This is a genomic window from Actinomycetospora sp., from assembly GCF_036497585.1.
In the GTDB taxonomy this organism is placed as follows: Bacteria; Actinomycetota; Actinomycetes; order Mycobacteriales; family Pseudonocardiaceae; genus Actinomycetospora.
This window is the reverse complement of record NZ_DASXJD010000048.1, coordinates 26,277-45,147: the sequence shown is the minus strand read 5'-3', so window position 1 is coordinate 45,147 and position 18,871 is coordinate 26,277. Positions and strand designations below refer to the sequence as shown.

Genomic DNA, 18,871 nt, shown 5'->3' with positions numbered 1-18,871 from the left:
CGCTACCCCCCGCCGGCCACGGACACCTCCCGGGCGCGCACGCGGCCCTCGTAGCGCGCGGCGATCTCGCCGAGCACGCCGATGAGCATGCCCCAGGAGGCGACGACGAAGAGCCACGTCCCGGTCCGCGTCCACTCCGGACTGAGGAACATCAGGCTCCCGACGACGAACGCGAGATTGCCGACCGCGCCCACCCCCAGGTGGATCCACGGGACGGCGTGGGCCGTTCGCCGGATGTAGCGGATGTACCAGAGAAGGAACACAGGCCGACGAAGGACCAGGGGAGGGTTCCCCGGCCAGGGCCGATCGGCCGTCGTGGACGACACCTTCGTCCCGGGCCGCAGGACCTTCGGGTGGTGGGCGGGGTCCATGTCGTGCCGCGACCATCATCGGCGACCGAGCACGGCACCCGCCCGGAGGAGGACGAACCATGGACGAGGACACGATCGAGGTCGGCCCGATCGACTTCCTGGTCATCGAGTTCCCCGTCGGGGGCGGCACCGGGGAGGGCCTGCCGCTGCTGCTCGACCTCGTCGACCAGGGGATCGTGCGCATCCTCGACCTGCTCGTCGTCCGCCGGGAGCAGGACGGCTCGATCACCGCGCTCGACGTCGGCGACGTCGACGGCGACGGCATCCCCGACCTGACCGTCTTCCGGGGCGCCGCGTCCGGCCTGCTCGGGTCGGACGACGAGCAGTCGGTGGGCGCGGTGCTCGAGCCCGGCGCCGTCGGCGTGGCCCTCGTCTACGAGAACCTCTGGGCCGCGCCGCTCGCCTCGGCGCTGCGCCGGGGCGGCGCCCGCCTCGTGGCCGGTGGCCGCGTGCCCGTCGACGAGCTGGTCGCCGCCCTCGAGGGCGTCGAGGCCCCGGCCTGAGTCCCTGATCGACCCCCGCACCTCCGACCCCGTTCCGACCATCGAGGGAGACGTTCATGCCCGGCCTCCTGCGCGGCATCGCCCGCACCGCCGTCGTCGCCGGCACGGCCACCGCCGTGTCCAACCGGGTCAGCCGCCGCCAGCGGGGGCGGTGGGCGGCCCAGGAGCAGGCGCAGGAACCCGAGTACGCCCCGCCACCTCCCCAGCAGGCGGCCGGCGACGACATCGTCGGGCAGCTCAAGGAGCTGGCCGAGCTGCGCTCCCAGGGCGTGCTGACCGACGAGGAGTTCTCCCGGCAGAAGGCCCGGATCCTCGCCTGACCGCGGGCCGGGGCCAGGAGGATGACTGCAACGGCGGACGGGCCCGCCGACCCGGCCCGCGTGCTCGCCGGGCGCGGCTACCACGTGCTCCTGCTCGCCGCGGCCGCGCTCGGCGCGCCGGTCGCGCTCGTCGCGTTCGGCTTCCTCGCGCTGGTCACGGTGCTCGAGGACGCCGTCTGGGAGACCCTGCCCCACGCGCTCGGCCAGCAGGAGCCGAGCGCGTGGTACGCCGTCCTCGTCGTCGGGGTGGCCGGCCTGCTGGTCGGTCTGGTCGTGGCGCGGCTGCCCGGTCGCGGCGGCCACATCCCGGTGGAAGGCCTCGGCGGCGGGCCCCCGCGGATCGTCGACCTCCCGGGCTTGCTGCTGGCCGCCCTCGCGAGCCTCGCCCTGGGGACGGTGGTCGGGCCCGAGGCGCCGCTGACGGCGCTCGGCGGCGGCCTCGTCGTGCTCGCCGTGCGCCGGACCCCGCTGGGGCGGTCCCCGTCCGGCACGACGGTGCTCGCCGCGGCGGGCTCCGCGGCCGCCCTCGGGCCGGTGTTCGGCAACCCGCTCATCGCCGCGATCCTCATGCTCGAGATCGTCGGCCTCAGCGGGTCGGGCGTGCTGCTCGTCCTGCTGCCGTGCCTGCTCTCCGCCGGGATCGGGGGGCTGCTGTTCACCGGGCTCGGGAGCTGGACCGGGATCGCCGTGCCCTCGCTGACGATCCCCGGGCTGCCGGCCGCGGCCGTCTCGTGGCCCGCCCTGCTGTGGACCGTGCCGATCGCCGTCCTGGCGGCGCTGGCCGCCCAGCTCCCCCGGCGCCTCGGCCGGCGGAGCGCGGCCCTGACCGCCCGGAGCACGATCCTCGCGACGACGGTGGCGGGGCTGGTCGTCGGGGGCTGCGGCGCCGCGTACCACCTGCTCACCGGGCGGTCGGTGCTCGAGGTCCTGCAATCGGGGGAGAAGGCGCTGGTCGCCCTGGTCGGGGCGCCCCACGCGTGGCCGATCGTCGCGCTGGTGCTGCTGCTCGCGGCCAAGGGGCTGGCCTACGGGGTGTCGCTGGGCGCGTTCCGCGGTGGGCCCACGTTCCCGGCGGTGTTCCTCGGCGCCGCCCTCGGGGTGCTCGTCTCACCGCTGCCCGGACTCGGGACCACGGCGGGCATCGCGATCGGCATGACGGCGGCCACCACCGCGGTGCTGCGGCTCCCGGTCACCTCGGTGATCCTCGTCGTCCTGCTCCTCGGGGCCGGCGGGACCGACCAGGTGCCGGTGATCATGGTCGCCGCGGCGATCGCGATGGTCACGGCGGTCGTGCTCGACGGACGCCGTCCCGACCCCGGCAAGGACTCCGCCGACCACCCCGCCGAGGACCCCGCCGACCACCCTGCCGATCACCCTGCCGAGGACCCCGCCGACCACCCCGCCGAGGGCACCGCTGCCGGTCCGGACGACCGGCCGTCGTGACCGGGGCGCACCCCGTCCGCCTCACGGCTCGCTGAGGGTCACCGTGGCGCCGGCCACCCGGCCGTCGTCGTCGTGACGGCTCGAGACCAGGACGTCGAAGCGCCGGGGGCGGTCCGGGGACGGGCACGGCACGAGGATGCGGACCGGCGCCGGGAGGTTCCCGTGGACGGCCTCCCGGATCGCCCGGGCGACGTCGGCACTGGGGCGGTCACCGGCCTCGTCGCAGAAGGCGAGATAGGAACGACCGACTCCGGCGCGCCCCGGATCGCCCCCGTTGGCGACGCAGAACTCGTCCCAGGCCCGGTTGGTCCATACGATGACCCCGGCCCGGTCGACCAGCGCGACCTCGACCCTCTCGGTGGCCGCCGCCGACGCCGCGGGACCCGAGGGGTCGGCGCGGCCGAGCACGACCTGGCGGGCACCCCGGACCGCCTCGTCGAGCTCGTCGGCCAGCCCGAGCAGGACCTCCCGCCGCTCGCACGTCGCGGTCGAGGCGAGGGCCGTCAGCCGGAGGATGACCTCCATGACGCGGTCCAGGGAGCGGACCCGCAGCTCGTGGGCGAGCTCCTCGCACGCCGCGGCCCGCATCGCGCGCAGCAGACCCCGGGCCTCGCCGGCCGAGACGGACCCGAAGTCGCGGTGCCCGATCACCGGCCTGTCCCGGCCGCGTCCGCCGGCCCCCCTGTCGTGCGGCGGACGCGGCCGGGCAGGGAGAGGAGAGGGGAGCGCACGCTCCCCGCCTCCTCGGGCGGCGCGCTGCCCTCGCCCAGGAGGGCAGCCGCGAGGTCGGGACGGGAGAGCGCGCGCGGTGCTGCTGCGGGTGCGGTCGCTGCGGGGTGTTCCCCCGGAGGTCCTGCCACTGCTGCTCCCGACGAGTGCGTACTCAGCCACCTGGGCTGAGCGGCGCCGGGGTCAGGGGCCTCCGCTGGGTGATCCGACCTCGGACGGTAGCGACACCGGCGCGCTACGACAACCGTCGGACGTGATCGACCTGTGCGCCGAGGCGGGGGACACTCTTGCCCGGCGTGCTCCAATGGGTCCCGGGACCGTCGTCGGCTCCTGAGCAGCCAGGGGTCGTGCGGCCCGCCGCCACGACGACGGTGATCGCGGCGATGCCCTCGGCATCCGTTCCGAGGAGGCCTGATGGGCCCCGACACCTCCTGCCCGCTCAACGGGCGCGACGCCCTGGAGCCGGTCGACCCGCCGTCCGCCGGCGAGGTCCCGCACCACCGCTGCGTGCACCAGGCCGCCGGCATGGTCACCGTGCAGGCCGAGGTGGGCCCGGCCGAGGCCATGTCCCGGCTCCGGGCGGCGGCCTACGCCACCGGTCGCAGCCTGGAGGACCTGGCCGCCGCTGTGGTGGCCCGCGACATCTGGTTCGATCGGCGCGAGAGGGGGTGAGCAGGAGCATGTCGAGCACCACCGAGGAGGATCCGGACACCGCGGCGCGAAGCCGGGAGGCGGCGCTGCTCGGAGCGCTGGTCGACCTGACCGCGACCCTCGTCGCCGACTACGACGTGATCACCGTCCTCGAGGACCTGACCGGCTACTGCGTCGACCTGCTGGCCGTCGACGCGGCCGGGCTCGTGCTGGCCGACGACCGCGGCGGGCTCCAGGTGATGTCCTCCTCCACCGATCACGCGCAGGAGCTGGAGCTCTTTCAGCTGCGCTCTCAGGAGGGCCCGTGCGTGGAGGCCTACCGCTCGTGCGCCTGTGTCGACGCCGGTGACCTCGCCCGGCACGGCCACCGGTGGCCCCGCTTCGCCGCCCGGGCCCGGGAGCTCGGCATCCACGGGGTGCACGCCCTCCCGCTGCGCTGCCGGACGAGCGCCCTCGGGGCCCTGAACCTGTTCGCCACCACCCGCCGGGAGCTCCCGGTGGCCGATCTGCAGGCCGCGCAGGCGCTCGCCGACGTGGCGACCACCGTGCTCCTGCAGCAGCGCACGCTCGACGAGGCCAACCGCGTCACCGAGCAGCTGCAGACCGCCCTGGACAACCGGGTGATCATCGAGCAGGCGAAGGGTGCGCTGAGCGAGCGCGGCGGGATCAGCGCGGACGAGGCCTTCACCCGCCTGCGCCGGTACGCACGCGCCCGGAGCCTCAAGGTCACCGACGTCGCCCACGCGGTCATGTCCGACACCGTCGAGGCCGCCGTCCTGCTCGCCTCCTGACCGGCCCCGGGACGAGATCGCGATGCCGCCCGAGGCCGTCGCCCGGGCCGTCGTGTTCGCGCTGGAGCAGCCGGCCGGGGTCGACGTCGGTGAGATCGTCGTCCGGCCGACCGCCCAGGGCTGACCGGCGGTCAGGACTTCCCGGCCAGCAGGTGCTCGGCGAACCAGTCCCGCGCCGCGGCGGAACTGATCTCGAAGCCCGTCCCGGTGTAGGCGTCGAAGTGGCCGCCCGGCACGGTCACGAGCTTCTTCGGGTGGGCGGCCTGCTCGAACGCGGCCGTCGCGAGCTCGCCCGCGACGAGGCGGTCGTTCGGCGCGACCACCATCTGGAGCGGGGTCGGCGCGATCAGCGGGAGGAAGCGTCCGGGCTCGTAGCCCTGGAGCAGCTCCACCGACCGGAGCGTGACCTGGTTCTCCCACGCGGGCGCCCGGTCTCGCTGGGTCCGCGTGAAGAACTCGAAGGAGTCCGGCGTCGGTAGTGCGGCGGCCGCGACCGGGTCCGTGGCGAGCACCGCACCGAGCAGGTCGGGTCGCGGTTGCAGCTGCATCACGGTTGGTACGGAGATCCGCACCCCGGCCTTGTTCTCACGATGCGTCACGCTTACGGTAAGCCGAACGGGCTAAGAACCTGCTCCCTCGGTCAGATGCTGACGGAGCGTCGATCTTCCTCCCGTCATCTCCACTTCCCAGGGCGGCGCACCCGCCGGCCGTCGGCGCGCGCCGACACCCCACAGAGAGGGACGACATGACCCACGACGAGCTGATGGCCGAGGCGTGCCGACTCGCGAAGGAGTCGGTGGACAACGGCTGGGGCGGGCCCTTCGGGGCCGTCCTCGCGAAGGACGGTGAGATCGTCGCGCGCGGCCAGAACCGGGTGCTGCTCACCGGCGACGTCACCGCCCACGCGGAGATCGAGACCCTGCGCAAGGCGGCCGCCGTCCTCAACCCCGAGGCGCCGTCGATCGCGGCGAGCCACCGCAACGCCTCGACGCTGACTCTCGTGCCGCGTCCCGGGGGTTCGGTCGACCCCGTCCCGGAGCGCGCCCGGATGTTCATGGGCCACGAGATCTACATCAGCGGCGCGCCCTGCCCGATGTGCATGAGCGCCATCTACTGGGCCCGGCTCGACGCCGTCTACTTCGCCAACGACCTCGACGCCACCAAGAGCATCGGCTTCGACGACGCGTTCCAGTACGAGGACTTCACCCGCCCCCTGCACGCCCGCCGCATCAAGATCGAGCAGTTCCGGCCCGACCTCGGCGCGGAGGCCTACTCGGCGTGGTCGTCGAAGGCCGATCGCCACCCCTACTGACCCCGTCGCTTCGCGGAGACAGGTGCAGCACATGGGCGAGACGAGGGTGGAGCCGGCGGTCCGGGGCGGCCCGGCCACCGTCGTGATCGGGCAGCGCGTCAAGCCCGGCCGCGACGCGCAGTACCGGCGCTGGCAGGACGGCCTCACGGCCGCGGCGGCGACGTTCCCCGGTTACCTCGGGACCGAGGAGTCCCCGGCCGACCGGCACGGCGACGCGACGGTCGTCTACCGGTTCGACGCCGTCGAGCACCTCCGGCGCTGGCTGGACAGCCCGCTGCGCCGGCAGCTCGTCGAGCAGGGCATGTCCCTGTTCGACGAGCTGCCGACCCAGCAGGTGCTCGTGGGGGACGGGGACGCGTCGCGGCCGGCGACGGTGGTCGTCTCGCACGCCGTCGACCCCCGCGAGGAGTCGGCGTTCCTGGCCTGGCAGGACCGGATGACCCTCGCCGAGGGCCGGTGGCCCGGGTTCCTCGGGTCGGAACTGTTCCGGCCGGTCCCCGGCGTGCAGGAGGAGTGGACCGCGGTCTACCGGTTCGCCTCCGCGGCGAACCTCGAGGGGTGGCTCACGTCCGACGAGCGCCGCGACCTGCTCGCCGAGGGCGAGCGGTTCCGGGACTTCCGGCTCCGGACGATCACGAACGCGTTCGGCAGCTGGATCCCCACCGGCGACCGGGCCGGCGGCACCGCCGGGCCGCCGTCGTGGAAGACCGCCCTCTCGGTGCTCGTCGGCCTCTATCCGACGGTCGTGCTGCTCACCCTCGCGATCAGCGCCCTCTGGCCGAGCGGGCCGCTGTGGGCGAGCCTGCTCGTCGGCAACATCGCGTCGGTGGCGCTGCTGACGTGGGTCGTCATGCCGGTGGTGACGCGCGCGCTCGGACCGTGGCTGAGTCCGCGGCCCGACGCCGCCCAGCTCCGCACCGACATCGTCGGGACCGTCGCCTCGCTGGCGTTCCTCACCGTCGCGGCCGTCGTGTTCTGGCTCGTCACCGTCCAGCTCTGGAGCCTGCCGTGAGCGTGCTCGACGACCTCGCTTCCACCTCGGGCGTCCCGGTGCTGGCTCCCGGCACCGCCGGGTACGACGACGCCCTGGGCCGGGTCTTCTTCCCGGCCGCCGCCCGGCGGCGGCCCCTCGGCGTCATCGCACCCCGGAGCGCCGCCGAGGTCGCCGCGGTGCTGAAGGCCGCGACGGCCACGGGCACCCGTGTGACGGTGCGCGGTGGGGGACTGAGCTCGAACTGCGTCGCCGACGACGCCGTCGTGCTGGACCTCTCGACCCACCTCGGTGGGGCGGGTCCCGACGGCGAGCGGGTCGTCGCCGGCGGCGGGGCGAGGGTCTCGACGATGCTCGACGCGCTCGCCTCGGCGGGCCGCGCGGTCCCGGTCGGGATCGTCGGCCACGCCGGCCTCGGGCTCGTGACCCGCGGCGGCGTCGGCTACCTGACGCGGTCCCTCGGCCTCACGCTCGACCACCTCGTCGAGGTCGAGATCGTGCTCCCGACCGGGGACGTGGTGCGCCTCTCCGACGCGAGCACCGGCGACGCCGCCGACCTGTGGTGGGCCGTCCGGGGCGCGGCGCCCGTCGTCGGGGTCGTGACCGCCGCGGTGCTGCGCACCCACGAGGTCGGCCCGGTGTGGGTCGACCGCGCGGTGGTGAGGACGGACGCGCTCGCCGCCTACTTCCGGGTCGCGCCCGAGCTGCCGCGCGACACCTCGATGGGAGCGGTCCTCGGCTGGACCGACCTCTCGCCCGACGACCCGGTGCTGCTGCTCTACACCGCGTGCGCGAGCGGGGACGCAGCCGCGGTCGCGCGGGCCCGGGCCGCGACCGACGCCGTCGTGGCCGGCGCCGGGTCCCCGCCGCGGTACCGGTCGGAGACGACGGGCCGCTACCTGAGCGGGCTCCCGGAGTTCTCGCTCCCGGGGGCCGGCGGCGCGGAGCCCGCGCCGATCCGGCTGCCGGAACGGGGGGACGGGCCGCGCGGATCGTTCTTCGGGAAGTCGGTGTTCACCGGCCCGACCCTCGACGCCGCCCTCGCCGACGCACTCACCGCGCGGATCCGGAAGGCACCGACGCGGGCGTGCCGCATCGACTTCCAGCACACCGGCGGTGCCCTCGCCGACGTCGATGACGCCGCCACCGCGTTCCACGGCCGTCGCGGGGAGTGGAACATCCCCCTCAACGCCATCTGGACCGACCCCGCGGACGACGAGTCCTGTCTCGCCTGGGCCCACGACACCGTCGAGGCACTGCGCGCGCACACCCTCGGCACGTACAGCGTCGAGCTGCGCCCGGGCTTCCCCGAGACCGATGCCGAGATCGCGGCGGCCTACGGGGACGGCCTGGCGCGGCTGCGCAGGATCCGTCGGCGCAGCGATCCCGAGGGGGTGCTCGGCGTCCTGCCCGTGTAGAGGCGCCCGCGGGCTCGTCGTTCTCGCCGGGCAACCGGGTCGCGGCCACCAGCACGATCGGTGCGCTCGCCGAGCGGGCGACCGCCGCGGAGACCCTCACGTTCCCGATGCCCGACGCCGTCGACCTCGACGCGGCCGCGTGCCTGCCGATGAACTACCTGACGATGTCGTTCGGCCTGGTCACCCGGGGCGGGCTGCAGTAGGGCGAGACGGTGCTGGTGCACGGCGCCGCCGGCGGCATCGGCACCGCGACGATCCAGCTGGCCGCCGCGCTCGGCGCCCGGGTGATCGCGGTGGCGTCGACCCCGGACAAGCAGGACCTCGCCCGCCGCGCCGGCGCCCACGAGACCGTCCCGGCGGAGGGCTTCAAGGACGCCGTCGCGGAGCTCACCGGCGGGAAGGGCGTCGACGTCGTCGTGGATCCGGTGGGCGGCGACCGCTTCACCGACTCGCTGCGCAGCCTCGCGCCGCTCGGGCGGCTGCTCGTCGTCGGCTTCACCGCGGGCGAGATCCCGACGGTGAAGGTGAACCGGCTGCTGCTCAACAACATCGACGTCCGCGGCGTCGGGTGGGGCGCCTACGCGCTCCCGCGGCCCGGGTACGCGCGTGCGGAGTGGGACCGGCTGTGGCCGATGCTGGAGTCCGGAGCGCTGGCGCCCCCGATCAGCGCGCGGCGTCCGCTGGAGGAGGCCGGCGCCGCGGTCGCGCTGCTCGAGGACCGGGAGGTGCTCGGTCGGGTCGTCGTGACGCCGCGCTGACGCGGACGCCGGGCCCCTCAGGCGCCCAGGCGCAGCGCGGTCACCCGATCCCGGTCGAGCGTGACCGCGACCTGGCCGGGGCGCACCGCGCCGTCGTCGTGGTGCCCCCGCACCCGCCACGTGGTGGTCGCGCCCGCGACGTGGCGGGCGGTGGCGTCGATCGCCACGTCGCCGGCCAGCAGGTCGGCGACCGCCGCGACGGAACCGTCGGCAGCGTCGTCGAACGGGTGCTCCAGGCGCACCGCGGCACCGTCGAGCAGCGACCGCAGCGCCTCGGCGTCCTTCGCCGCCCACGACCGCTCGAGGGCGAGGCCGAGGACGAAGCGGTCCGCCTGGTGCACCCCGTCGCGCTGCAGCCGCTCGAGGAACGCGGGCTCGGGTTGAGCTTGGACGCGGCGCCGAGGAAGTCGGTGGCGGTGGTGCGGTGAACGCGGAGTGGCTCCCGCCGCCCTGACACGCGATGGCGACGCGTCGGCCGGCTGCGGAGGGATCACGCGTCATCGTCGGCCAGGCGCCGCCCGGCCGGTAGACCCGGGTCGGCGTCAGCGTCGTCGCCACCAGGGCAGGGCCGCGCGCCGTCGGGGACCCGTCGGCGCGGTCGGGCACGCCCGCGCGCGGTGGGCCCACTCCGGCATCCGCGCGCCGAGTACCGCCTCCACGTCGTCCGCGGGCCCGCGGAGCAGGCGTTCGGTGAGGGTCGGCTCACCGCCGAGGAGCCGCGCCAGGTGACGCGCCGGGACCTCGGAGCGCACGACGGGGACGCCGTAGCGGCGGCTCAGCACCGCACGCTGCTCGGCCGGGATCACCGGGGCGGTGACGAGGAAGCGCGGGTAGCCGTGCGAGGCGCGCCACCCGCGGGTGCCCTCGACGACCTGGCCCCAGAGCGCGACCGCGCCGAGCACCTCGTGGTCGGACGGGCCCCACTCCAGCACCCCCGGATCGGCGACCGCGTACAGCCCGCAGCCGCAGCGCTCGCCCGGCGGGGTGTGGTCGCGGGACCCGCACGAGGCGACGAGCGGGCGCCGCGCGGGCCACGCCGACCCGGCCAGCGGCGCGATCAGCTCGGCGCGCCGCTGCGCCCGCCGTCCGATGCGCCACGTCCGCCAGCCGAGGACGGCGTCCGGGACGTCGGGAACGGTCCCGACGTCGGGGGCGCCCGCGCTGCTGGGCGACCGGGGTGGGAGCGGGAGGGTCACGAACGGAGGTCGGCCGGGACGTCCGGGGTCGGGACGGCCTCGCGGCCCGGCGTCTCCGGCTCCGCGTCGGCTGACGGCTCGGTCGGCGCCCGCGCCGGGACGGGCGAGCTCACCGGCTCCGCGGTGAAACGACGGCGGACGGGTCCGATCTCCATGATGTACACGCTGCCACCCGGGAGAGCGCGGGACCAGCCGTCGTGCGCCGGTTCTCAGCTCACCGAGTCGGTCGCGGAGTCGAGGAGGATCGCGGTGCGCACCGGGATGCCCTCGATCTCGCGGGGCAGGAGCCGGACGTCGGGGTCGGCGGTGGCGACGACCAGGCCGTCGACGGCGGGGTGCTCGGCGTAGCGGCGCAGCCGCTCGGTCAGCGAGGTGCTCACGCCGTACGGCGCCAGGACGACCCCGACCGACGCCTCGACGCGCGGGAACGGCTCGGCGACGAGCAACGACAGCTGCTCGCCGCCGTCGAGGGCGAAGTTCGTGAGCGTGACCAGCCCGGCGCCCGCCAGGAGGAGGGCGAGCATGCTCAGGACGGAGGCGGAGTCGAGGTGGGTGAAGGCCGTCCCCTCGATGAGTTCGACGACCCGCTGCGCCAGCGGTTCCACGTGCACGTGTCCCACCGCCGTTCCCGCGCCCCACGTGTGCCCGCCCCGCGCCGGCACCTATCGACCGATTATCGCGCGTAGATGACCGCAGGGCGATCCCCTCGTCGTCCGAACCTGCTACCGGCACACCGCCGGTTCAGGCGGCGGGGGAGTGGTCCGTCGCGCGGGACGCGAGCACCTTGCCGTCGGTGAAGCGGACGCCGTCGGCGCACCGCGCCTCGACCGCGCCGCCGCCGAACTGCTCGGCGTAGAGCTGCGCGTACAGCCCGTCGCGGGCGAGGAGCTCGTCGTGCGTGCCCTGCTCGACGAGCCGGCCGTCGTCCAGCGCGAAGATGACGTCGGCCGACAGGATCGTCGAGAGCCGGTGCGCGATGGCGATGGTGGTCCGCCCCGACATCACCCGCTCCAGAGCCTGCTGGACCAGCCGTTCGCTCGTGGTGTCCAGCGCGGAGGTGGCCTCGTCGAGCACCAGGATCCGGGGATCGGAGAGGATCACGCGGGCGATCGCGACCCGCTGCTTCTCGCCGCCGGACAACCGGTACCCGCGCTCCCCGACGACGGTGTCGTAACCGTCGGCGAGGCCCTCGAGGTGCTCGGCGATGTTCGCGGCGCGGGCGGCGGCGCGCAGCTGCTCGTCGGTGGCGTCCGGCGCGGCATAGCGCAGGTTCTCGGCGACGGTGGCGTGGAACAGGTAGCTCTCCTGGGTCACCATCCCGACCAGGACGGGGAGGGAGGCGAGGGTGAGCTCCCGGACGTCGGTCCCGTCGAGGCACACCGCCCCCGCGTCGACGTCGTAGAGCCGCGGGACCAGCGACGACAACGTCGTCTTGCCCGCCCCGCTCGGCCCGACGATCGCGGCGAGCTGACCGGGTGCGATCCGTAGCGACAGGTCCTCGAGCGCCCACGGGCCCGGCTCGTCGTCGTCGGTGGGATAGCGGAACCACACGCCGCGGAACTCGACCTCGCCGCGCGCGTCCGCCTTCGCGAGCGGGCGGGCGCCGGGGGAGTCCCGGAGCGCCGGGACGAGGTCGAGGTACTCGAAGATGCGGCCGAACAACGCCAGCGACGTCTGGACGTCCAGCGAGACCCGCAGCAGGTTGACGATCGGGAACAGCAGCCGCGTCTGCAGCGTCGTGAACGCCACGAGCGTGCCCGCCGAGATGGCGGTGTCGCCGCGCGCAAAGAGCACCCCGGCCACCAGGTAGACCACCGCCGGGATCAGCGCGAAGAAGCCGGTGACGACGGCGAAGAACGACTGGCCGCTCATCGTCTGCCGGATCTGCAGCGTCGTCTGCCGGTCGTTCTCGGAGCGGTAGCGGGCGATCTCCTGCTCCTGGCGCCCGAACACCTTGGCCAGCAGGACCCCCGAGACCGACAACGTCTCCTGGGTGATCGCGCTCATGTCGGACAGTGACGACTGCGTGCTCGCCGCGATCTTCCGGCGGACCCGGCCGACGCGGATCTGCAGCACGAGGAACACCGGCAGCAGCACGAACGCGACCAGCGAGAGCTGCCACGACAGCGCGAGCATCGCGACCACCGAGGCGACGACGGTGACGACGTTCCCGAGGATCGACGACGCGGTGTCGGTCACCACCGACTGCACCCCGCCCACGTCGTTGTCCAGCCGGGACTGGATCGACCCGGTCCGGGTGGACGTGAAGAACCCGAGGTGCATCCGCTGCAGGTGGGTGAAGAGCCGGTCGCGCAGCGACTGCATGACGCGGTTGCCGAGCACTGTCGTCAGGTAGGTCTGGCCGATCCCGATGACGGCCGACAGCGCGGCGATCCCGATCATCAGTCCGACCAGCACCGACAGCAGCCCCAGCCGGGGCCCGCCGCGGACGAAGAGCGCGTCGTCGAAGACCCGTTGGGTGAGGAACGGGGTGACGACGCCGAGCGCGGACGTCGTGAAGATGGCGAGCGCGATCAGCGTCAGGCGTCCGCGGTAGGGGGCGAACAGGGCGAGCGCGCGGCGTCCCGTGGTGTCCTTCGCCGCCGGGGTGGTCGTCGGGGTGGTGCCGTTGCGGCGATCAGCCATGCGCCCGTCCTCTCGTGCGGGCCCACTGTGCTGGTGACCGGTGTCCCGCGTCCAACCGACCGAGGCCCTGCGGCTACCGGTCGGCGAGGAGGGCCGTGGCCACCTCACCGCCGAGGGCGACGTTGCCGCGGTAGACCGCGACGTTGACCTCGAGGCTGCGCCCGGCCGTCGAGCGGCGGATGCGCTCGAGGAGGTACGGCGTCGTCGCCTGCCCGGTGATGCCGTCGGCCCCGGCGTCGTCGAGGGCGTCGTCGAGGACCCGGCGGTGCTCGTCGACGTCGAGCTGGGCCTCCTCGGCGACGGGGTTGGCCAGCAGCACCGCGCTGCGCAGTCCGAGCGCGTCGCGGGCTCGCGCGACTGCGGCCGCCTCGGCCGGGGTCTCGACACGGGCGGGCACCCCGAAGCCGGAGTCGCGGACGTAGAAGCCGGGGAAGGCGTCCGTGCGGTAGCCGAGCACGGTGACGTTGAGGGTCTCGAGGCGTTCGAGGGTCGCGCCGACGTCGAGGATGGACTTCACCCCGGCGGAGACGACGAGGATCGGGATGCCGGCGAGCGCGACGAGGTCGGCGGACTCGTCGAACGTGCTCGACGCACCGCGGTGCACCCCGCCCAGCCCGCCGGTGGCGAACACCGCGATTCCGGCGCGGGCGGCGAGCAGGGCGGTGGCGGCGACGGTCGTTCCGCCGTGGGCGCCGCGGGCGAGTGCCACCGGGAGGTCGCGGACGCTGACCTTGGTGACGCCGTCGTCGGTGGCGAGGCGTTCCAGCTGGCCCGGGTCCAGGCCGACGACCGGCCGGCCGTCGACCACGCCGATCGTGGCCGGCACGAGGCCGGCGTCACGCAGGAGCGTCTCCGCGTCGTGCGCCACCTCGAGGTTGCGGGGGCGCGGCAGGCCGTGGGTGAGGATCGTCGACTCGAGGGCGACGACGGGCCGACGCTCGGCGACCGCCGCGCGGACCTCGTCCGAGACGGTGACGGGCTCCACGCACTCCTCCGATCGTCGCCGGCGCCTCCATCCCTAGTGATAGATCACGAGCAGCGCGATCACCAGCCCGGCGACCACATCACCGCGCCGTCGACCTCGGCGGCTGGGGCACGCTCGGGCGGATCGGCATTGGCCTCGGGGGGCGAGGCGCTGAGCGAATTCGTGTCGTCGTTGGCGGGCCGGGAATCGGCGGTCGCCTCGTCGCAGAATTCCCGCGCTACGTTCGCCTCGCGCGGAGGAGAGTTCGATTTCTCGTACACCGTGCGTCCGGGGGACACCCTTTCGTCGATTGCCACCGGACACGGCACCACGGCCACCGCAGTCGCCGTCGACAACGGCCTCTCGGGCCCCGACCACATCACGCCCGGGGAGCACCTGTCCCTGCGCTGACCGTCGCGTCACCCGTCGAACCGGACCACCTGACGAGCGTTTCGGCGGGGGACGGTCACGGGGTTGTCCCAGGTCGAGTCGTGGACGTCGCCCACCGGGTGGACGTCGGTGACGACCAGGTACGACTCCTCGGCGGCGAAGATCGCCTGCACCGTCGCCGGGTCGGAGACCCGACGGGTGGGCGCCGACGCCCGGCGGACGGTGCGGCCCGCCGTCCTCGCCGTCATCTCCCCGGACAGGCGTTCGCCGACCACGGCGCTCCACTCCTCGGCGCCCTGGACGAACCGGATCCACCGCACCCGCTCCGACGGGGCCGCCACCGTGGCCCCGACCGTCGCCGCGAGATCGGCGTAGCGGGACTCGGCCCCGTCGGGATCGACACCCGGCACGAAGAACCCCGTCACCCCGGCGGCCCGGCCAGGATCTGGGGGCGGGGCCAGGGGCCGGGACAGGAGACGTCGTCGTGCCGCGCCTGCTCGGTCCGTTCCGCCAGCCAGGCCGGCCCCACGACCTCGTGCGACGACCACGTCGTCGCCCCCCACGTGAGACCGGCGCGCTCGGTCGTCGCCGCGACGAGGCCGTCGCGGTGGGCGCAGAACAGGGACGACTCCGCGAGGTCCCTCAGCTGCTCGACGTCCAGCGGGATCTGCCGGCCACGGATCGGGGACCGCAGGACGGCGCCGACGTAGGCGTGGACGTGCGGGCGCAGGCCGTTCACGCCGGGAACCCGCTCCTCGACGATGTGCGTGATGCGCAGGCGGGCGGCGGGATCGACCTCGGCGCCGACGAGGGCGCCGACCCCGGCCTGGATGCCACGGACCGTCTCGCGGGTCTGCTCGATGTGCAGCTTGCGCAGCACCGCGAGCTCGGCCGCGTGGCCCGTCGACTCGAGCATCGTCATGTAGACGGCAAGGGACAGCGGCATCGGTACCACGACGTCGAGGGCGTCGTCCGGCGGGAAGCCGGTGACCAGGTCGAACAGGGGAGCGGGGTCGACACGCGGACCGGACACCGACGTCATCGTCACCACCCCCGAGCGCCCCGCGCACCGCCGAGCGTAGGGCGCCGTCATCCACCCCGCCGGACGATCACGGCATGGAGGTGCGCGGCGAGGGCGGGGTCGGAGACGGTGACCCTCGCCACAGTCAGGGGTACAGTGGGTGTTCACCCATTCGAGTGAGGGGCGCTTCCATGAACATCGGCGAACCAGTCCGCACCCTCGTCGTCGAACCCATCGTCAGTCCCGTGCCCGACGGCGATCTCCCGGGCCACCTCGCCGAGCTGGAGCCGGCCCCGACGATGCCGATGCCCGGTGCCGCGGCCACGATCACCGTCGGCGATCCCGAGGCGTGACCCTCGCTCCCGATCTCCCCACCCCGATCGTCGGGTGGCGGGCCTGGAACGTGGTCGACCGGGGGCTGGGGCCTGAGCTCGTCTCACCGGTCCGCCCGTTGCGGTGGCGACACCGTGTCGCGACCACGGCGACCTGCGCCGCCGGCTGCGAGCAATGCCCGTCTCCGGAATGTCAGTGCGGCCTCTACGCCATGGTGCGGTTCGATGCTCTCCCCGTCGGGTTCCGGAGTGGGGCGGTCGTCGTCGGCTGCTGCGCGCTCTGGGGACGCACCGTCGAGCACAGCGCTGGTTTCCGGGGGCAGCACGCCTACCCGCTCGTCCTCGTCGTCACGTCCGGCCTCGGGCTGGAATCCACGCCCCGGATGCGGCGCCTCCGACGCCAGCTCAGACTGCCGACGCTCGAGGGCGCTCTGATCCAGCCGCAGAACGCTGATGGTGTGGAGGCGCTCTCCCGCGACCTGGGGCGCCTCTACGGGGTGCCGGTGCACCCGGTGGCGAACCTGCCCGACACCTGGTCGTGCGGCTGGGCGCGGGCGAGCGATCCCGAGGCCGACGCGGTGCGGGCCGAGGCGGTCGACGGGCTCGCCGCCCGCCGGCTCGGTGACCGGGCGGCCCATGATCGCCTCACCCGGTGCCTGCAGGACATGCTCGACTCGGGTGGGTGAGCGCGGGGACGCGGCCTACCCTCGTCGCGTGGCGACCTTCGGTGGCATCTTCCGCTCGCCCCGCATCGAGGGCGTCGAGGAGTCCGACGACGACGGCGAGCGGGGCAGGGTCGTGGGCCTGGATCTCGAGACCGGCGTCGTCCGGGTCCGGGTCGCCCGCACCGAGGACGCCGAGGAGCCGCGGCGCCCGGACCCGCCGGCGGAGTGACCCGGCGTCGGTAGGACCCCTCGGCAGCGAAGATCGCCCCGGTGGCTAGAGGAGCTCGGCGAGGAGCGCCGCGGCCCGCGCCGCACCGTCGGCCTCGACCGGTCGATAGGCGATCGGGCGATCGATCTCGGTGGCCATGGCCTCGGCCAACCGTTCGGCATCGGTGGTCGCGTAGTCCATCCGGCGCCCGGCCCCGTACTGGGCGAGCCGATGGGGCACGTGCACCTGCTGCTCGAAGTGGTGACCGAGCGGGAAGTACAGGAAGGGGCGGCGCAGGGCGGTCAGCTCCATCGTCGTGGTGAGGCCGCCCTGGACGACCGCGAGATCGCAGGCGGCGAGATGCCGATGGAGGTCCGGGACGTGGCCGCGGACCTCGACCCCCGCGGGCGCGGGCACCGATCCGGGGTCGATCCGGGGACCGGTCACCACGACCATGCGCAGCCCGGGAATCCGCTCGGCGGCCCGCGGATACGCCTCCAGCGCCCGCCCGAGGAGATCACGGCCGACCCCCGAACCGCCGACCGTGACCACACACACCCGCTCCCCGGGGCGGTGACCCAGCTCGGCCCGTATCGCCTCGCGGTCCGCGGACGGGTCGAACCCGGTGACGTAGCCGGTACACGCGTACCGTTCCGCGGCCCATTCCCGGACCGTCGGCAGTCCGGGACCGAGCGAGGAGTCCACGAGGTCCTCCGGGTTGCCGACGAAGATCGAGCGGTCCCGGAGCCGGGGGAGATGGCGCATCCGCCCGACCCGCTCGGCGTTGACGTCGGCGGTCAGCGCTGTCTCCGCCAGGCCGCCGTCGGGCAGCGGGAGCATGCCGATGAAATCCGTCAGCCACGCGTACGCGGTCGTCTTGAGCTCCGGGTTGTCGAACAGGAAGTGGTCGACGTCCCATCCCTCGTCCGCGATCCACAGATCGTACGGATCGTCGGAGACCAGGTCGTGGAAGACCATGAAGTTCGCGGCCATGATCTCGTCCATCCGCCGCAGCGACTGGAACGCGTGCAGATCGTGCTCACCGGCCTCGGACTCGAAGTGTCCGCTCTCGCTGGCCAACCACCGGGATGCCGGGTGCACGCGTTCCCCGGCGTCCGCGAGGACGCGCGTCACCGGATCCTGGGTCAACCACTCGATCTCGAGATCGCCGCCGCAGCGGTCACGGAGTTCGGTCGCGATCGCGAGATCGCGGCGCACGTGCCCGAGGCCGATCGGGGAGGCCACGAAGAGCGCCCGTTTCCGACGTCGCCGGGGCGGTGTCCAGGTGCGGTGCCGCGGGCGCGGCGTGAGCGATTCGACGAACTCGCGGATCAGGAGGTTGCTGCCCACCGGGTCGCGCATGGTGGGGGCGTGGCCCCCGCCGCGGATGGTGACCAGCGCGCCGCCGGTCCAGCGCGCCAGGTCGACGCCGGTCTCGTAGGGCACGATCGCGTCCTGGTCGCCGTGCACGACGAGGACGGGACACCGCACCTGCCGGCCGATGGCTTCGGCGTCGGCCGCGTCCGGGGCGTCCACGGCGGGCGCGGTCAGCAGCAGCGTCTCGGCGTCGGTCTCCAGCCCCCAGCCGACGCCGTCCTCCCACTGCTTGCTGGAGTGGGGTTCGGTGAAGACGCCGGACATGAAGAACTCGACGAATCCGCGGTAGTCACCGCTGATGTAGTGCCGGTTGAACTTCTCCGAGCCCTCGTACGACGCCTTGGGCTGATCGAAGTCGGCCGGTAACCGCCAGGGGAGGGCGGTGCCGATCGCGATCACTCCCGCGGCCCGATCCGGATGCCAGGCGGCGAGCTGGAGCGCGTGACGCCCGCCCAGCGACAGCCCGACCGGGACCGCGCGATCGACCCCGACCTCGTCCATCACGTCGATCACGTCCTGCACGTACTCGTGGTCGGCGTAGGCCTCCGGGACCGGTGGCCGGTCGGCCCGGCCGTTGCCCCGGCCCTCGACGACGACGATGCGGAAGTGGCGTGCGAGGTAGGGAATCTGCGCCTTCCACTGGCGGGCGTGCACGATCGCCCACGAGGTCAGGAATACGACGGTCGGCTCCGCGGCGGTGAGCTGGTCGTCGTACACCTCATAGCCGACCCGGACCCCGTCGCGCACGATCTCGCCGATCTTGTCGGGTTCCCGAGCGCGCATCG

24 protein-coding genes are annotated in these 18,871 nt (G+C 74.2%); 11 read left to right on the top strand and 13 right to left on the bottom strand.

Annotated features, from left to right (window positions below; translation table 11 throughout):
* Positions 1-2 precede the first annotated feature (2 nt).
* Complete coding sequence (locus VGH76_RS04770) at positions 3-263, bottom strand: YrhK family protein (RefSeq protein WP_331555468.1); 261 nt, start codon at positions 261-263, stop codon at positions 3-5.
* A 167-nt stretch (positions 264-430) separates the two neighbouring features.
* On the opposite strand from VGH76_RS04770, the gene VGH76_RS04765 reads away from it, so the two are divergent.
* Genes VGH76_RS04765 through VGH76_RS04755 form a run of 3 tightly spaced genes read left to right on the top strand, consistent with a single transcriptional unit; the run spans position 431 to position 2,637 of the window.
* Positions 431-874 carry a DUF6325 family protein gene (locus tag VGH76_RS04765; protein WP_331555467.1) on the top strand — a complete coding sequence of 148 codons (444 nt, stop codon included), beginning with the start codon at positions 431-433 and terminating at the stop codon, positions 872-874.
* Between the two features lie 56 nt (positions 875-930).
* Positions 931-1,194 carry an SHOCT domain-containing protein gene (locus tag VGH76_RS04760; RefSeq protein ID WP_331555466.1) on the top strand — a complete coding sequence of 88 codons (264 nt, stop codon included), beginning with the start codon at positions 931-933 and terminating at the stop codon, positions 1,192-1,194.
* A gap of 21 nt (positions 1,195-1,215) precedes the next feature.
* A complete protein-coding gene (locus tag VGH76_RS04755) occupies positions 1,216-2,637 on the top strand; it encodes a chloride channel protein (RefSeq protein ID WP_331555465.1) in 1,422 nt (473 codons plus the stop codon).
* A gap of 21 nt (positions 2,638-2,658) precedes the next feature.
* Here the strand turns inward: VGH76_RS04755 and VGH76_RS04750 are convergent, their stop codons facing one another.
* Entirely contained in the window at positions 2,659-3,288 is a 630-nt protein-coding gene (locus VGH76_RS04750) for a PAS domain-containing protein (RefSeq protein WP_331555464.1), read from the bottom strand.
* A 492-nt stretch (positions 3,289-3,780) separates the two neighbouring features.
* On the opposite strand from VGH76_RS04750, the gene VGH76_RS04745 reads away from it, so the two are divergent.
* Entirely contained in the window at positions 3,781-4,038 is a 258-nt protein-coding gene (locus VGH76_RS04745) for an ANTAR domain-containing protein (RefSeq protein WP_331555462.1), read from the top strand.
* 8 nt (positions 4,039-4,046) lie between these two features.
* Complete coding sequence (locus tag VGH76_RS04740; protein WP_331555461.1) at positions 4,047-4,808, top strand: GAF and ANTAR domain-containing protein; 762 nt, start codon at positions 4,047-4,049, stop codon at positions 4,806-4,808.
* A 131-nt stretch (positions 4,809-4,939) separates the two neighbouring features.
* Here the strand turns inward: VGH76_RS04740 and VGH76_RS04730 are convergent, their stop codons facing one another.
* Positions 4,940-5,407, bottom strand: coding sequence for an alpha/beta hydrolase (locus VGH76_RS04730; protein WP_331555460.1), 468 nt, complete (start codon positions 5,405-5,407; stop codon positions 4,940-4,942).
* A gap of 146 nt (positions 5,408-5,553) precedes the next feature.
* On the opposite strand from VGH76_RS04730, the gene VGH76_RS04725 reads away from it, so the two are divergent.
* The 4 genes from VGH76_RS04725 to VGH76_RS04710 all read left to right on the top strand — a co-directional run bounded on the left by VGH76_RS04725 (position 5,554) and on the right by VGH76_RS04710 (position 9,287).
* Positions 5,554-6,120, top strand: coding sequence for a nucleoside deaminase (locus tag VGH76_RS04725; protein WP_331555458.1), 567 nt, complete (start codon positions 5,554-5,556; stop codon positions 6,118-6,120).
* A 31-nt stretch (positions 6,121-6,151) separates the two neighbouring features.
* Complete coding sequence (locus VGH76_RS04720; RefSeq protein WP_331555457.1) at positions 6,152-7,132, top strand: hypothetical protein; 981 nt, start codon at positions 6,152-6,154, stop codon at positions 7,130-7,132.
* Positions 7,129-8,529: an FAD-binding oxidoreductase gene (locus VGH76_RS04715; protein WP_331555456.1), complete on the top strand. Its 1,401-nt coding sequence runs from the start codon at positions 7,129-7,131 to the stop codon at positions 8,527-8,529. Before VGH76_RS04720 ends, VGH76_RS04715 begins: the two co-directional genes overlap by 4 nt.
* 212 nt (positions 8,530-8,741) lie before the next feature.
* Entirely contained in the window at positions 8,742-9,287 is a 546-nt protein-coding gene (locus tag VGH76_RS04710) for a zinc-binding dehydrogenase (RefSeq protein ID WP_331555455.1), read from the top strand.
* A gap of 17 nt (positions 9,288-9,304) precedes the next feature.
* Here the strand turns inward: VGH76_RS04710 and VGH76_RS04705 are convergent, their stop codons facing one another.
* The 9 genes from VGH76_RS04705 to VGH76_RS04665 form a co-directional block, all read right to left on the bottom strand.
* A complete protein-coding gene (locus VGH76_RS04705; RefSeq protein WP_331555454.1) occupies positions 9,305-9,628 on the bottom strand; it encodes a hypothetical protein in 324 nt (107 codons plus the stop codon).
* Positions 9,629-9,829: 201 nt separating this feature from the next.
* The gene (locus tag VGH76_RS04700) at positions 9,830-10,483 is read right to left on the bottom strand and encodes a hypothetical protein (protein WP_331555453.1); all 654 of its coding nucleotides are present in this window, start codon (positions 10,481-10,483) and stop codon (positions 9,830-9,832) included.
* Positions 10,480-10,638, bottom strand: a complete 159-nt coding sequence (locus VGH76_RS04695; protein ID WP_331555452.1) for a hypothetical protein — start codon at positions 10,636-10,638, stop codon at positions 10,480-10,482. Before VGH76_RS04695 ends, VGH76_RS04700 begins: the two co-directional genes overlap by 4 nt.
* A gap of 54 nt (positions 10,639-10,692) precedes the next feature.
* The gene (locus VGH76_RS04690) at positions 10,693-11,094 is read right to left on the bottom strand and encodes a hypothetical protein (protein ID WP_331555451.1); all 402 of its coding nucleotides are present in this window, start codon (positions 11,092-11,094) and stop codon (positions 10,693-10,695) included.
* Between the two features lie 130 nt (positions 11,095-11,224).
* Complete coding sequence (locus VGH76_RS04685) at positions 11,225-13,129, bottom strand: ABC transporter ATP-binding protein (protein ID WP_331555450.1); 1,905 nt, start codon at positions 13,127-13,129, stop codon at positions 11,225-11,227.
* A 73-nt stretch (positions 13,130-13,202) separates the two neighbouring features.
* Positions 13,203-14,114, bottom strand: a complete 912-nt coding sequence (locus VGH76_RS04680) for a pseudouridine-5'-phosphate glycosidase (protein ID WP_331555449.1) — start codon at positions 14,112-14,114, stop codon at positions 13,203-13,205.
* 59 nt (positions 14,115-14,173) lie between these two features.
* Entirely contained in the window at positions 14,174-14,410 is a 237-nt protein-coding gene (locus VGH76_RS04675; protein WP_331555448.1) for a hypothetical protein, read from the bottom strand.
* A 102-nt stretch (positions 14,411-14,512) separates the two neighbouring features.
* Positions 14,513-14,908: a hypothetical protein gene (locus tag VGH76_RS04670; RefSeq protein WP_331555447.1), complete on the bottom strand. Its 396-nt coding sequence runs from the start codon at positions 14,906-14,908 to the stop codon at positions 14,513-14,515.
* Positions 14,905-15,516: a hypothetical protein gene (locus VGH76_RS04665; protein ID WP_331555446.1), complete on the bottom strand. Its 612-nt coding sequence runs from the start codon at positions 15,514-15,516 to the stop codon at positions 14,905-14,907. The genes VGH76_RS04670 and VGH76_RS04665 overlap by 4 nt, the downstream gene beginning before the upstream one ends.
* Positions 15,517-16,048: 532 nt before the next feature.
* Between VGH76_RS04665 and VGH76_RS04660 the strand changes: the two genes are divergently transcribed.
* Together VGH76_RS04660 and VGH76_RS04655 are read left to right on the top strand one after the other, a co-directional pair.
* Complete coding sequence (locus VGH76_RS04660) at positions 16,049-16,522, top strand: hypothetical protein (protein ID WP_331555445.1); 474 nt, start codon at positions 16,049-16,051, stop codon at positions 16,520-16,522.
* A gap of 28 nt (positions 16,523-16,550) precedes the next feature.
* Positions 16,551-16,730 (top strand): hypothetical protein, encoded by a 180-nt coding sequence (locus tag VGH76_RS04655; RefSeq protein ID WP_331555444.1) that lies wholly within the window; start codon positions 16,551-16,553, stop codon positions 16,728-16,730.
* Between the two features lie 45 nt (positions 16,731-16,775).
* Here VGH76_RS04655 and VGH76_RS04650 read toward each other — a convergent pair whose 3' ends face one another.
* Positions 16,776-18,869 carry an alpha/beta fold hydrolase gene (locus VGH76_RS04650; RefSeq protein ID WP_331555443.1) on the bottom strand — a complete coding sequence of 698 codons (2,094 nt, stop codon included), beginning with the start codon at positions 18,867-18,869 and terminating at the stop codon, positions 16,776-16,778.
* Positions 18,870-18,871 lie beyond the last annotated feature (2 nt).

Bases quoted from the DNA above. Each gene is read 5' to 3' on its own strand.
- VGH76_RS04765 (WP_331555467.1), top strand. From the start codon at position 431: ATGGACGAGGACACGATCGAGGTCGGCCCGATCGACTTCCTGGTCATC.
- VGH76_RS04760 (WP_331555466.1), top strand. From the start codon at position 931: ATGCCCGGCCTCCTGCGCGGCATCGCCCGCACCGCCGTCGTCGCCGGC.
- VGH76_RS04755 (WP_331555465.1), top strand. From the start codon at position 1,216: ATGACTGCAACGGCGGACGGGCCCGCCGACCCGGCCCGCGTGCTCGCC.
- VGH76_RS04745 (WP_331555462.1), top strand. From the start codon at position 3,781: ATGGGCCCCGACACCTCCTGCCCGCTCAACGGGCGCGACGCCCTGGAG.
- VGH76_RS04740 (WP_331555461.1), top strand. From the start codon at position 4,047: ATGTCGAGCACCACCGAGGAGGATCCGGACACCGCGGCGCGAAGCCGG.
- VGH76_RS04725 (WP_331555458.1), top strand. From the start codon at position 5,554: ATGACCCACGACGAGCTGATGGCCGAGGCGTGCCGACTCGCGAAGGAG.
- VGH76_RS04720 (WP_331555457.1), top strand. From the start codon at position 6,152: ATGGGCGAGACGAGGGTGGAGCCGGCGGTCCGGGGCGGCCCGGCCACC.
- VGH76_RS04695 (WP_331555452.1), bottom strand. From the start codon at position 10,638: ATGGAGATCGGACCCGTCCGCCGTCGTTTCACCGCGGAGCCGGTGAGC.
- VGH76_RS04685 (WP_331555450.1), bottom strand. From the start codon at position 13,129: ATGGCTGATCGCCGCAACGGCACCACCCCGACGACCACCCCGGCGGCG.
- VGH76_RS04660 (WP_331555445.1), top strand. From the start codon at position 16,049: ATGGTGCGGTTCGATGCTCTCCCCGTCGGGTTCCGGAGTGGGGCGGTC.
- VGH76_RS04650 (WP_331555443.1), bottom strand. From the start codon at position 18,869: ATGCGCGCTCGGGAACCCGACAAGATCGGCGAGATCGTGCGCGACGGG.